Below are 12,951 nucleotides of genomic sequence, written 5' to 3' on the forward strand. Positions count from 1 at the left end.
CCTCCGCCACCCCCGCCTTACCGCCCTGGCAGCGCGGACCCCCGGCTCAACCGGCCCCTGCGCGAGCGCTATCCCCAGATCCGGTCGACCAGCGGCTACGCCGACCCGCGGGTACACAGCACCGGCCCCGGACCCGGCGCCGGCACCGAGCAGGAACCGGAGCGATCGGCGAAGCTCTCCGGCCGCCTGATGCTGGCGATGACCGTCGTCATCGGCCAGCTGTGGGCGCTGTCGATCGCCGTCAACGCCTGGATGCGCGGCGACACCGATACGGCCTGGTGGTGCGCCGGATTCCTGCTCCTCTCCTTCCTCGTGGTCCTGACCCTGTGGTCCCTCGACAAAAACGACCGCTAACCGCCAACCGCCCCCTCCCACCAGAAAGGCCGAAATCCCATGCCCCGCCGCATATCCGCGCACCCCCGCCACGCCCTGCCCGGCACAGACCGGAACCGCCTCCTCAAGCGCGGCAACGGCTCCCAGAGCCCGCCGACCCGCCCCCAGAGCGGCCGCCCGCACCCCATACCCACCCACGACAAGGGCAGCTGAGCCGAGCCAGAACGAGCAGCGAACACAAGACGAGCACGAAGGCCACAGAGCACGGGCACCAAGGCCCACAGCGCACGAGCTCTGTCGAGAGCCCATGAACGCCGGCCCCGGATCATGTACGCCGGCACATCGGCACATCGGCACGTCGGTACGTCGGTACGTCGGTACGTCGGTACGTCGGTACTTCGGTGCTTCGGTACGGCGATCAGCGACGCCGACCACTTCACCTCACGCACTGAGCCCGCATCACACGCCATGGCCCCTCGCGCCGATACGCGGCAGGCGGGCCATTTATTCCGTCGAGCGCTCATCGTGTGCCCACTAGATTTCCGGTATGACGTCAGCGCTGCGCCTGGAGAAGGTCACCCCGGACAATGTCGAGGCCGCCTGCCGGCTGAAGGTGCGGCCCGACCAGGAGGGGCTGGTGGCTCCGGTTGCCCGGTCGCTGGCCGAGGCGTATGCGCAACCCGATATCGCCTGGCCGCGATTGATCTTCGATGGCGAGCAACTCGTGGGCTTTGTCATGGGCTTCTTCCTGGTGCAGTTCGATCCTGACAACCCGGACGACAGGTTCCGCTCGGGAATCTGGCGACTGAACATCGCCGCCGACCAACAGGGCCGGGGATACGGCCGGTTCGCCGTGCAGTCCGTGTGCGACGAGGTCCGACGGCGCGGGCAGCCCCGCGCGACAGTGAGCTGGGTCCCGGGCAAGCACGGCCCCGAGAAGTTCTACCTCCGCCTCGGATTCGTCCCCACCGGAGAACTGAGCGGCGATCAGGTCGTCGGCGAACTGGCCCTCTCCGCCACCTGAGAGCCTCGGACCGTACCCGGGAATCCGACCCTGATCCGTCGGACAACCCCTAGTACCGGGCCATCTTGATCACGGCATGGCCCGCCGAGGCGGTCTGTTGGTAGAAGGCGCGCAGGCTTGTGTGGTGGCTGACGAAGATTGCTTTGACCTCGGCCTCGTCCCAGTTGAAGAACGGTGCGCGGATCTTGGCGCCGGCGGCTTCCCAGAGGGTGTCGAACGGTGCGGCTATGAGGAAGTCCGCCGCTGTCCTTGTCTCTTCCGGGGTGAGGATCAAGAGGGGCGGCTGGGAGTGGTCGGGGTGGTAGACGGGGCGGCCTCCGAAGATGGGCAGTTCCCAGGTTCCGCTCTCGCCGGATCCGTTCTTCGTCTCGCCGAGGGTGGCGGCCGCGGCGTAGAGATTGTCGACGAGGCTGAAGTCCTTATCGATGGAGTCGGCGATGCCTGCGGCGCACTCGGCGGGAAGGTCGTCCCAGGCATCGCACATGAACTCCTCCAGCCAGGTGTAGTCGTCCCGGATCTCGGCTTCCGGTACGGCACGAAAGTGCAGGTGATAGCTCATGGCGGCGGCTCCCCGATCGAGCGGCCCGTGGGTCGGGCCGGATGCGGGGAAGGTAGCGCGGGACGCTGACAATCGGCCGAGTGCTGGCAATGTGCCGGGCGCCGGCAATCGGCCGGGGACTGACAATCGGCCGAGCACTGACAACGGGCCGGTCGCTGTGCACAGGGTTGTGCCGAGGGCTGTGTCGGCGGGCTGTGCCGAGTGTCGTGTCGGGGCCGTACCGAGGGGCCGTACGGCCGATGGGGTGCCGCGGGGCTGCCGGGGACGATGGTCGTGTGTGGTCCGCCCGTACCCTGGAGGGGTGAGCACCACCCCCGAACCCGAGTCGGCCCCCGGGCCCCAGGCCACCTCCGGAGCCGATGGCGACCAGGCCGCGGCCCCCGCGCCCGCGTCCGCCGCGCGCCCGGCGCCCAAGCCCGCCGCGCGCCTGATCTTCGACGACCCGCTGAGCCAGCAGTCGTCGGACGACACCGACCGCGGCTGGGGCGAGTCCTCGGCCACCGGTGACAGCGCCGCCGACCTCGCCCGCTTCCTCGACGAAAAGCCGCCCCACCACCTCTGAGCGAGGCGAGGGGGCGGCATGTGCCGGCCTGTGGCGCCTGCTACTCCTGAGTCTTCTGCGCGCCGATGGTGCCCGAGGTGGACGTGGGCACGGAGGGCGCGACGGTGCGCTGGGCGATCAGTGCGTCGCGGATCTCGATGAGCAGCTCGACCTCGGTCGGGTCCGCCGGGGAGTTGTCGACCGGCTGCTTCGCCGCCTGGCGTTCCTTCCACTTGTTCATCGGAAGGATCATGAGGAAGTAGACGACCGCGGCGGTGATCAGGAACGTCAGCGCGGCGCTGAGCACCGAGCCCCAGAGAATGTAGATGCCGTCGGTGAACTGGCCCGTCTTCCTGTCCGTATGGCAATCGGTGAGACAGGCCTTGTAGTTGTCGAGGTTCTGCGAGCCCAGGGCACCGATGATCGGGTTGATCACGCCCTTGACCACGGCGTTCACGATGTTCGTGAACGCGGCACCGACGACCACCGCGACCGCGAGTTCGATGACGTTGCCGCGCATCAGGAATTCCTTGAATCCCTGCAGGACGCCCTTGCTCTCGCTCACCTGACAGCCTCTTTCCACGTTCACTACGGACGGTGCACCAACAATCAGCACCGCAACTTACGGCAGGGCGGGGCAGAGGTGTCCAGTCGCGCAACACGAACCAGCGATCGGCCAGGGCGTCAGTGCGGATCTGGCGGAGAGGATGGGTCCTGCGGGCTCCGTGGACGGATACCGCGGTATCGGTGCGGTGGGCGCGCCCCCATTGGCGCGCGGCAGCTGCCACGCCACTCGCAGCAGTCTCGCGTGACGCGGGAAGAGACGCCACTTGATCTTGGGGCATCGCTACCGCCCTCCCCAGGCCGTCGCCGACGGGCAGCCGGGGGCCGGAGCGGTTCGTACGGCACCGTACGACGCGCCACCGGCCAGTGCTGCGGCGGTCATCGCCAGGCCGGCGGCCAGCATCCGCTGTCGCGTGGTCCGTCCCCAGCGGCATCGGCCGCCGCCGGCCCGTACCGGAGCGAAGTGCGCTACCTCACACGGTGGGGGAGCGGGGAGCGGCGGGGAGTGGAGATCGGGATCCGGGAAGGGAGAGGAGGGTGAGGGAGGGGAGTACGTGAGGGAAGGAGGGGTGTGGGGCACGTGATCACCGCCTGGGTCAGGGGTTCGGGCGAACCGGCGATCACCACCGTGCCGCACTTCGCGCCCGCTCGCTCCGGGCTGTGTACGACCGCGTGACTGTGGACAACTCGGCCACCCGGGAGGGGGAGGCCGAGCCGGCCGTTACGGCGTTATGGCAGCTCGATGCCCAGGTCCCAGCCGGCGTGGGCGTCGGCGCACAGGCAGTCGCGGTCGGCGCTGTCGGGGAGGGCGGCGACGGCGTCGAAGAGGACCTCGCGCAGCCGGCCGACGTTCTGGGCGAAGACCTGCAGGACTTCCTCGTGGGAGACGCCGTCGCCGGCCTCGGCGCCCGCGTCCAGGTCGGTGACCAGGGTCAACGAGGTGTAGCACAGGCTCAGTTCGCGGGCCAGGACGGCTTCGGGGTGGCCGGTCATGCCGACCACCGACCAGCCCTGTGCGGCGTGCCAGCGCGACTCGGCGCGGGTCGAGAAGCGGGGGCCTTCGATGACGACGAGGGTGCCGCCGTCGACCGGCTCCCAGTCGCGGCCGCGGGCGGCCGTGACGGCGGCCTGGCGTCCGGTGGGGCAGTACGGGTCGGCGAAGCTGAGGTGGACGACGTTGGGGATGTCCCCGCCGGGCAGCGGGTGGCCGTCGAAGTAGGTCTGGGTGCGGGCCTTGGTGCGATCCACGAGCTGGTCGGGGACCAGGAGCGTGCCGGGGCCGTATTCGGGGCGCAGCCCGCCGACCGCGCACGGGCCGAGGACCTGGCGTACGCCGAGCGAGCGCAGCGCCCACAGGTTGGCGCGGTAGTTGATGCGGTGCGGCGGGAGGCGGTGGTCGCGCCCGTGCCGGGGCAGGAACGCGACCTGGCGGCCGGCGATCTCGCCCAGGAACACCGAGTCGCTGGGGCTCCCATAGGGGGTGTCCACCGTGATCTCGGTCACGTCGTCGAGGAAGGAGTAGAACCCCGACCCGCCTATCACGCCAATTTCCGCGTCAGCCATGCCGGTCACACTATCGGGGTACGGCGGCCGGGCGATGCCCGGTGGGCGGCGCCGGACGGCAGCGGTAAGACACCGGTAATGCGGCGGAGCGCACCGGCAATACGGCGGAATGCAGCGGATCCCGCCGTCCGATGACGGCGGGATCCGAAAGGCTGCAGGTCAGGCCGCGGAGCTGGTGCCCGAGGTGCTGCTGGACGACGCGGCGGCCGGAGTGGACGGCTTGGCGTCGGAGCTGCTCGACGAGTCCGAGGAGGACGCGGAGCTCGACGAGGAGCTCTTCGCGGGGCTGCTGCTGGACGACGAGCCGCGGCTGTCGTTGCGGTAGAAGCCGGAGCCCTTGAAGACGATGCCTACCGCGGAGAACACCTTCTTGAGGCGTCCGTTGCAGCTGGGGCACTCCGTCAGCGCGTCATCGGTGAACTTCTGCACCGCCTCGAGGCCCTCGCCACACTCGGTGCACTGGTACTGGTAGGTCGGCACTTGACTTCCTCCTGGCACTCTCACTCGATGAGTGCTAACGACGCTCCATATTGCAGTATTCCCGCCCGTCAGTCCACCGTGAACGGCGTACGGTGACCGACTCCACGTCCGCTCACGCGCTCGCCAGCTCCCGCTCCCGGCCGTCGGCGACCGCGGAGGCCTCGGCGGTCCGGCCGTTCTCGGCGCCGCCGACGAGCACGGTCGACGGACGCGGCTGCAGGTGGGCGCGGAGCGCCAGCAGCACCACCAGGGCCAGCGCCGTACCGGCCAGCGGCACCAGGAATCCGGAGCTCGGCCCGAAGCGGTCGGTCAGCTGGCCGGCGGAGGTGGCCGCGGCGGCCTGGCCGAGCGCGACCGCGCCGGTCAGCCAGGTGAAGGCCTCCGTACGGGCGGCGGCCGGCACCAGCGACTCGACCAGCGTGTAGCCGGTGATCAGGGCCGGGGCGATGCACAGGCCGACGATCAGGCCGACGGCGCCGAGCAGCGGCACCGCGGTGACCGCCCACAGCGGGGTGGTGGCCAGCGCCAGCAGCCCGTAGGCGACCAGCAGCCGGCGTCGCGGGCCGACCTTCCAGGCGAGGGCGCCGCAGACGATACCGGCGAGCATGTTGCCGCCCGCGAAGATCCCGTAGAGCACGCCATTGATGCCGGGCTGCCCGATGTGCTGGGTGAACGCCGTCAGCGAGACCTGCATTCCGCCGAAGACGGCGCCGATGCCGAGGAACGCCACGATCAGGACGCGTACGCCGGGCACCGACAGCGCCGAGACGCGCGGCAGGTCACCGGCCTGCGCCCGGTGCACGGGCGGCTGGCTGCGGCGCTGCGCGGCGAACAGCAGCCCGCCGGCCAGTGTCAGCACGGCCTCGGCGACCAGACCGGCCGCCGGGTGGATGCCGGTGCACAGCGCGGTCGCCAGCACCGGGCCGACCACGAAGGTGAACTCGTCGGTCACCGATTCGAAGGCGGCGGCCGTCGGCATCAGCGGGCTGCCGCCGAGCCGGGAGGCCCAGCGGGCCCGCACCATCGGGCCGACCTGCGGAGTCGAGGCACCCGTGGGAACGGCCACGGCGAGCAGCGCCCACAGGGGGGCGTGCGCAAGGGCGAGGGCGATCAGTGCCGAGACGCCGGCGGCATGCACCAGTACGCCGGGGAGCAGCACCGCGCGCTGGCCGAAACGGTCGGCGAGCTTGCCGCTCTGCGGGGCGAACAGGGCCATCGAGACACCGGTCGTGGCCGAGACCGCGCCTGCGGTGCCGTACGAGCCGGTGGTGGATTGGACGAGCAGCACGATGCCGATCGTCAGCATCGCGAAGGGCTGCCGGGCCAGAAAGCCGGGCAGCAGGAATGTCCATGCACCAGGGGTGCGGAGCAGTTGTCCGTAACCGGGACGGGAGTCCTTGACCGCGGATGCCACGGCCGGGCCTTTCTGCCGCCTGGTAGCGCGCCGCCGCAAGGTCGTCACGGGTACGCGCCGAGAGCTGTCCTCTCGCGCAGGACCGAGTGATACCGCATGGTCCGCACCGAGAGGTGGCTGCGTGTGGCAGGGGGACCGCGGCCGCCGAGCGGTCGCGCCAGCTCTGCTTCAGGCAGAGGTGGTTCGTATTGTTGCCTCTTCATACTACAGGCCGGAGCACGTGAAGCCCTGGGATTAACCAGGGCTTCACGGAGTTTTCCTTGGGATCCGTGGAGATCTACAGCACATTCACGGCCCCGGGACGGGGATCAGCGGGGGCGGTGGCGCTGGGTGCGATGGCCCCGTGAGCCGTCCGTCCCCAGCCAGCCGGCCAGCTTGCCGCCCTGGGAGACCGCCTGCAGCCGCCGCTCGGCGGCATCGCGCACCGGGTCGGTGGCGACCACCAGCAGCTCGTCGCCGCGCCGCAGCACCGTGGTGGGCGAGGGCACGAAGCTGGAGCCGTCCCGTACGACGAGGGTGACCGCGGCGCCCGCCGGCATCCGCAGCTCGCCGACCTCGACGCCGTGCATACGGGACCCCGGCCCGATGGACGTGGACAGCAGATGGCCGCGCAGCCGCTCCAGGGGCGCGGACTCGATGCCCAGGTCGGCGGCCTCCTCGCCGTCGCCCAGCCGCAGCCGCCGGGCGAGCCAGGGCAGTGTCGGCCCCTGGACGAGGGTGTAGACGACGACCAGGACGAAGACGATGTTGAAGACCCGTTCGCTGCCGGGGACGTCGCCCACCATCGGGATGGTGGCCAGCACAATCGGGACCGCGCCGCGCAGGCCGGCCCACGACAGCAGGGTCTTCTCCCGCCAGGGCACCCGGAAGGGCGCCAGCGCGACGAACACGGACGTCGGCCGGGCCACGATCGTCAGGATCATGCCGATGACCAGCGCCGGGACGATGTCGTCGATCAGGTTGTGCGGGGTCACCAGCAGGCCCAGCAGGACGAACATGCCGATCTGGCCGATCCAGCCGAGGCCTTCGGCGAAGCCGCGGGTGGCCGGTGAGTGCGGCAGTTTGGCGTTGCCGAGGATCACCGCGGCCAGATAGACGGCGAGGAAGCCGGAGCCGTGCGCCAGTGCGCCGGCCGCGTAGGCGGAGACCGCGATGGCCATGACGGCGATCGGATAGAGGCCGGAGGCGGGCAGCGCCACATGCCGCATGCCGTACGCGCCGAGCCAGCCGATGGCCAGTCCGATGGCGGCGCCGATCGCCAGCTCCAGGGTGATCTCGCCGAGCAGGGTGTACCAGTGATCGACCGGACCCGAGGTGGAGAAGGCGACGACGAGGATGACCACCGGGGCGTCGTTGAAGCCGGATTCGGCTTCCAGTACGCCCGTCAGGCGGGCCGGCAGCGGCACGCTGCGCAGGACCGAGAAGACGGCCGCGGCATCCGTCGAGGAGACCACGGCGCCGATCAGCAGCGCCTGGCGCCAGTCAAGTCCGGCCAGATAGTGCGCTCCGGCCGCGGTGACCCCCACGCTCACCGCGACGCCGACCGTCGAAAGCGCCGCCGCCCGGGGCAGCGCCGGTTTGATCTCCTTCCATTTGGTGCCCAGACCGCCCTCGGCGAGGATCACGACCAGCGCGGCATAGCCCAGGAGTTGGGTCAGCTCGGCGTTGTCGAAGATGACGCCGCCAGGCCCGTCCTGTCCTATGGCAACGCCTATCCCCAGGTAAATGAGCAGGCTGGGGAGCCCGCTGCGCGAGGAGAGCCGTACCGCGGCGACCGCAATGAGCAGTACGAGCGAGCAGATCAGCAGGAGTTCGTTGAGGTGGTCGACAGTCAGGAGCTGGTCCTTCCTCGCACGGGTCCGGTCGGGTGGGCTCGGGGTCGGCTTTCCTTACCGTATCTAGTTACTGAGACTAACAATTTACCATTGCTTGAAAGTTGGATGTGCTGGCAGTGACTCCGCGTAGGGGTCGCCGAACCCGTGCGCCTATGGTTGCTCCAGCACTCCCACCCTGCCCCTCGAAGGACAGAGATGCCCGCCAACAAGTCCGGCCCAGTCCCCAGGAAGAAGAAGGGGCGGCGCGGCCGCCTCGTCGCGATCACGGTCGTGCTGCTGCTCGTGGCGGGCATCGGCTTCGGCGCGTTCTGGGGTGTCAGTACCGTACGCGCGTCGTTCCCGCAGACCACCGGCTCGCTCAAACTCCCGGGCCTGACCAACCCGGTGGACGTCACCCGCGATGCCAACGGCATTCCGCAGATCTACGCGGACACCGACGAAGACCTCTTCCGCGCCCAGGGATACGTCCAGGCCCAGGACCGTTTCTGGGAGATGGACGTCCGGCGGCACATGACCGCCGGCCGGCTCTCGGAGATGTTCGGCAAGAGCCAGGTCAAGACCGACTCGTTCCTGCGCACCCTCGGCTGGCACGAGGTGGCGCAGAAGGAGTACGACACCAAGCTGTCGCCCAGCACCAAGAAGTACCTGCAGGCCTACTCCGCGGGCGTCAACGCCTACCTCAAGGACCACAAGGGCTCGGCGCTGTCCCTGGAGTACGCGGCGCTGGACTTCGAGAACGACTACCAGCCCGAGAAGTGGACGCCGGTCGACTCGGTGGCCTGGCTCAAGGCGATGGCCTGGGACCTGCGCGGCAATATGCAGGAAGAGATCGACCGCTCCCTGATGGCCAGCCGCTTCACGCCGGCGCAGATCGCCCAGCTCTACCCGGCATACCCGTACAAGCGGAACAAACCGATCGTCGACGGTGGCGCGGTCGCCCCCGCCACCAAGGAGTTCACGCCCAAGGGCTCGGCCAACGCCGCCCCCGCCGGCCCCGGAACCGCGGCCGCCGGCCTGCAGTCGCAGCTGTCCTCGCTCTCCAAGTCCCTTGACGAGATCCCGGCGCTGCTCGGCCCCAACGGCAACGGCATCGGCTCCAACTCCTGGGTCGTCTCCGGTGCGCACACCACCACCCGCAAGCCGCTGCTCGCCAACGACCCGCACCTGGCACCGCAGATGCCCTCGCTCTGGTACCAGATGGGCCTGCACTGCCGCGCCACCGGCCCCAAGTGCAACTACGACGTCTCCGGCTTCACCTTCTCCGGCATGCCCGGCGTCGTCATCGGCCACAACCAGGACATCTCCTGGGGCATGACCAACCTGGGTGCGGATGTCACCGATCTGTACCTGGAGAAGATCAACGCCGACGGGTACCTCTTCGACAACAAGCAGCGGCCGTTCCTCACGCGCAAGGAGACCATCAAGGTCGCCGGCGGTGAGAGCCACGAGATCACCGTCCGGTCCACCAACAACGGGCCGATCGTCTCCGACCGCGACGACGAGCTCGGCAACGTCGGCAAGGACGCCCCGGTCGGCAACGCCGCACCGGACCGCGGCGACGGCTACGCCGTCTCGCTGCGCTGGACCGCGCTGGACCCCGGCAAGTCCATGGACGCCGTCCTCGAACTCGACCGCGCGAAGGACTGGAACGCATTCCGCAAGGCCGCCGGCCATTTCGAGGTCCCGTCCCAGAACCTGATCTACGCCGACACCAAGGGCAACATCGGCTACCAGGCTCCCGGCCGGATCCCGGTCCGCGGCAAGGGCGACGGCCACTTCGACGGCACCTACCCGGCGCCCGGCTGGGACCCGAAGTACCGGTGGAACGGCTACATCCCGCAAAAGGCCCTGCCGTACGAGTACAACCCCAAGCGCGGCTACATCGTCACCGCCAACCAGGCCGTCGTCGACGAGAAGTACCCCTACCTCCTCACCAAGGACTGGGGCTACGGCTCCCGCAGCCAGCGGATCAACGACCTCATCGAGTCGAAGATCAAGGACGGCAGCAAGGTCTCCACGGACGATATGCAGGCCTTCCAGAAGGACAACAGCAGCGAGATCGCCCGGCTGCTGACGCCCTACCTGACGAAGATCGACATCAAGGACAAGTACGTCCGCGACGCCCAACAGCTGCTGGAGGGCTGGGACTTCACCCAGGAGCCCGACTCCGCCGCGGCCGCCTACTTCAACGCCGTCTGGCGCAACACCCTCAAGCTCGCCTTCGGCAACAAGATGCCCAAGGAGCTGCGCGTCGAGGGACAGTGCCTCAACGTCCGCCCGTCCAGTGAGACCGGCCCCGCCGACGACCTCGACAAGCTGGTCCGCGAATGCGGCGAGCGGGCCGGCGACACCGCCCAGCCCGACGGCGGTGACCGCTGGTACGAGGTCGTCCGCACCATCATCGACGAGCCCGACAACGCCTGGTGGAAGACCGAGGACCGGCCCGGCCGCCCCGGCGACAAGAACCGCGACCAGCTCCTCGCGCACGCCATGAAGGACGCGCGCTACGAGCTGACCTCCAAGCTCGGCAAGAACATCGACAACTGGAGCTGGGGCCGGCTGCACCAGATGTTCCTGAAGAACCAGACCCTGGGCACCGACGGCCCCGGCATCCTCCAGGGCCTGTTCAACCGCGGCCCCTGGAACGTCGGCGGCGGTGAGGCCGCGGTCGACGCCACCGGCTGGAACGCCGCGGGCGGCTACAAGGTCACCTGGGTCCCGTCGATGCGGATGGTCGTCAACCTCGCCGAGCTCGACAAGTCCCGCTGGATCAACCTCACCGGCGCCTCCGGCCACGCCTACGACGCGCACTACTACGACCAGACCGACAAGTGGGCCAAGGGCGAACTGCTGCCCTGGGCATTCAGCGAAGAGGCCGTCAAGAAGGCGGGCAAGGACACGCTGACGCTGTCGCCGTAGGGGCGGGCGGCCGTCCCGCCGTCACACAGTGAGTGCCGCGCCGTCGGGCGGGCCGGAGGGTTCCGGTCCGCCCGACGGCGTTTCTGCGCCGCAGGTCAGACGCCCGTACGCCCCTGCGGCGCCGCGAAGCGGTGCACCCCCGAGGGCGTCACCGCGGCATGTACATGCCGGTCGTGCGGCTCGGCCGGCACCTCGTCCAGCACCTCCGCGTCGTAGAGCAGCACCACCAGCGACGCCCGCGCCCCGGCCCGCTCCAGCCGCGCCAGCACCCGGTCGTACGAGCCGCCCCCGCGCCCCAGCCGCAGCCCCCGCCGGTCCACCGCGAGCCCCGGCAGCAGCACCACATCCGCCCGGGTGACGGCCTCGGGGCCCAGCCGCTCGCCGTCCGGCTCCAGCAGCCCCCGGCCCGCCCGTACGAGCCGCCCGGCGCCCTCGTAGCGCGCCCAGTCCAGATCGTTGTCCGGCAGCAGTACGGGCAGCAGCACCCGCACCCCGGCCGCCCGCAGCCGGTCGAGCAGGGCGCGGGTGGAGGGCTCGCCGCCTATGGAGACATACGCGGCGACGGTCGGCGGGGTGGCGGGCGACGGGGCGGCGCCCGGTGCCAACTCGTCCAGCTCCAGGGTCCGTCGGGCCAGCTCCTCGCCCGCCGCCGCGATGACATCCGGCGGCAACGCTCTCCTTACCTCCAGGAGATCCCGTCGCAACCTGCGCTTTCTATCGTGACCAATGCTCACTGTGTGCCCTTGCTCCCGCTCTCATGCTCTATTCACCGGACCCTCATCATCGTTCCGATAGGGCCGGTTATGGTGTCGCGCATGACCCCATCGCACACACGGATCAGCAAGGCTGTCATCCCAGCAGCCGGCCTCGGCACCAGGTTTCTCCCCGCCACAAAGGCCACACCCAAGGAGATGCTCCCGGTCGTCGACAAGCCCGCCATCCAGTACGTGGTGGAGGAGGCGGCCGCCGCCGGGCTCTCCGACGTCCTGATGGTGACCGGCCGCAACAAGCGCCCCCTTGAGGACCACTTCGACCGTAACTACGAGCTCGAAGAGGCCCTGCACCGCAAGGGCGACGAGTCCCGGCTCGCCAAGGTCCAGGAGTCCAGCGACCTGGCGACCATGCACTACGTACGGCAGGGCGACCCCAAGGGCCTGGGCCACGCGGTGCTGTGCGCCGCCCCGCACGTCGGCGACCAGCCCTTCGCGGTCCTCCTCGGCGACGACCTGATCGACCCCCGCGACCCGCTGCTGCAGCGCATGGTCGAGGTGCAGGAGCAGCACGGCGGCTCCGTCATCGCCCTCATGGAGGTCGACCCGGCGCAGATCCACCTCTACGGCTGCGCGGCCGCCACCCCCACCGGCGACGACGACCTCGTGATCGTCTCCGACCTGGTCGAGAAGCCCGACCCGGCCGAGGCCCCCAGCAACCTCGCCATCATCGGCCGCTACGTCCTCGACCCGGCCGTCTTCGAGGTGCTGCGCAAGACCGACCCGGGCCGCGGCGGCGAGATCCAGCTCACCGACGCCCTCCAGGCGCTGGCCGCCGACCCCGCCCTGGGCGGCCCGGTGCACGGCGTGATCTTCAAGGGCCGCCGCTATGACACCGGTGACCGCGGCGACTATCTGCGTGCCATTGTCCGACTGGCATGCGAACGTGAAGACCTGGGCCCCGACTTCCGGACCTGGCTTCGCAGTTACGTCACCGAGGAGATGTAGG

The 12,951-nt window shown here is 69.9% G+C and carries 13 protein-coding genes; 6 read left to right on the forward strand and 7 right to left on the reverse strand.

Annotated features, from left to right (window positions below; all coding sequences use genetic code 11):
• The 3 genes from DY245_RS00060 to DY245_RS00065 all read left to right on the forward strand — a co-directional run.
• Positions 1–354, forward strand: a 354-nt coding sequence (locus tag DY245_RS00060) for a hypothetical protein (protein WP_128502279.1), incomplete at its 5' end; no start/stop codon positions are given.
• Positions 355–393: 39 nt separating this feature from the next.
• Complete coding sequence (locus DY245_RS44025; RefSeq protein WP_181923444.1) at positions 394–546, forward strand: hypothetical protein; 153 nt, start codon at positions 394–396, stop codon at positions 544–546.
• Positions 547–880: 334 nt separating this feature from the next.
• The gene (locus tag DY245_RS00065; RefSeq protein ID WP_128502280.1) at positions 881–1,357 is read left to right on the forward strand and encodes a GNAT family N-acetyltransferase; all 477 of its coding nucleotides are present in this window, start codon (positions 881–883) and stop codon (positions 1,355–1,357) included.
• A 49-nt stretch (positions 1,358–1,406) separates the two neighbouring features.
• Here the strand turns inward: DY245_RS00065 and DY245_RS00070 are convergent, their stop codons facing one another.
• A complete protein-coding gene (locus DY245_RS00070; protein ID WP_128502281.1) occupies positions 1,407–1,916 on the reverse strand; it encodes a DUF1877 family protein in 510 nt (169 codons plus the stop codon).
• A 301-nt stretch (positions 1,917–2,217) separates the two neighbouring features.
• Here DY245_RS00070 and DY245_RS00075 point away from each other — a divergent pair, with 301 nt between their 5' ends.
• On the forward strand, positions 2,218–2,478 hold the full coding sequence (locus DY245_RS00075) for a hypothetical protein (RefSeq protein ID WP_128502282.1): 261 nt from the start codon (positions 2,218–2,220) through the stop codon (positions 2,476–2,478).
• A 40-nt stretch (positions 2,479–2,518) separates the two neighbouring features.
• Here the strand turns inward: DY245_RS00075 and mscL are convergent, their stop codons facing one another.
• The 5 genes from mscL to DY245_RS00100 form a co-directional block, all read right to left on the reverse strand.
• Positions 2,519–3,022: a large conductance mechanosensitive channel protein MscL gene (mscL, locus tag DY245_RS00080; RefSeq protein ID WP_128502283.1), complete on the reverse strand. Its 504-nt coding sequence runs from the start codon at positions 3,020–3,022 to the stop codon at positions 2,519–2,521.
• Positions 3,023–3,750: 728 nt separating this feature from the next.
• Positions 3,751–4,584, reverse strand: coding sequence for an S-methyl-5'-thioadenosine phosphorylase (locus DY245_RS00085; RefSeq protein WP_128502284.1), 834 nt, complete (start codon positions 4,582–4,584; stop codon positions 3,751–3,753).
• 159 nt (positions 4,585–4,743) lie between these two features.
• Positions 4,744–5,064 carry an FmdB family zinc ribbon protein gene (locus DY245_RS00090; RefSeq protein ID WP_128502285.1) on the reverse strand — a complete coding sequence of 107 codons (321 nt, stop codon included), beginning with the start codon at positions 5,062–5,064 and terminating at the stop codon, positions 4,744–4,746.
• Positions 5,065–5,176: 112 nt separating this feature from the next.
• Positions 5,177–6,478 (reverse strand): MFS transporter, encoded by a 1,302-nt coding sequence (locus DY245_RS00095; protein WP_244942732.1) that lies wholly within the window; start codon positions 6,476–6,478, stop codon positions 5,177–5,179.
• Positions 6,479–6,786: 308 nt separating this feature from the next.
• Positions 6,787–8,313, reverse strand: coding sequence for a potassium/proton antiporter (locus DY245_RS00100; RefSeq protein WP_128502286.1), 1,527 nt, complete (start codon positions 8,311–8,313; stop codon positions 6,787–6,789).
• Positions 8,314–8,508: 195 nt separating this feature from the next.
• On the opposite strand from DY245_RS00100, the gene DY245_RS00105 reads away from it, so the two are divergent.
• The gene (locus DY245_RS00105; protein WP_128502287.1) at positions 8,509–11,232 is read left to right on the forward strand and encodes a penicillin acylase family protein; all 2,724 of its coding nucleotides are present in this window, start codon (positions 8,509–8,511) and stop codon (positions 11,230–11,232) included.
• 95 nt (positions 11,233–11,327) lie between these two features.
• Here the strand turns inward: DY245_RS00105 and DY245_RS00110 are convergent, their stop codons facing one another.
• On the reverse strand, positions 11,328–11,936 hold the full coding sequence (locus tag DY245_RS00110; RefSeq protein WP_425329325.1) for a 5-formyltetrahydrofolate cyclo-ligase: 609 nt from the start codon (positions 11,934–11,936) through the stop codon (positions 11,328–11,330).
• A gap of 111 nt (positions 11,937–12,047) precedes the next feature.
• Here DY245_RS00110 and galU point away from each other — a divergent pair, with 111 nt between their 5' ends.
• Complete coding sequence (gene galU / locus DY245_RS00115) at positions 12,048–12,950, forward strand: UTP--glucose-1-phosphate uridylyltransferase GalU (RefSeq protein WP_128502288.1); 903 nt, start codon at positions 12,048–12,050, stop codon at positions 12,948–12,950.
• Position 12,951 lies beyond the last annotated feature (1 nt).

It is taken from the genome of Streptomyces inhibens, from assembly GCF_003389455.1.
In the GTDB taxonomy this organism is placed as follows: domain Bacteria; phylum Actinomycetota; class Actinomycetes; order Streptomycetales; family Streptomycetaceae; genus Streptomyces; species Streptomyces inhibens.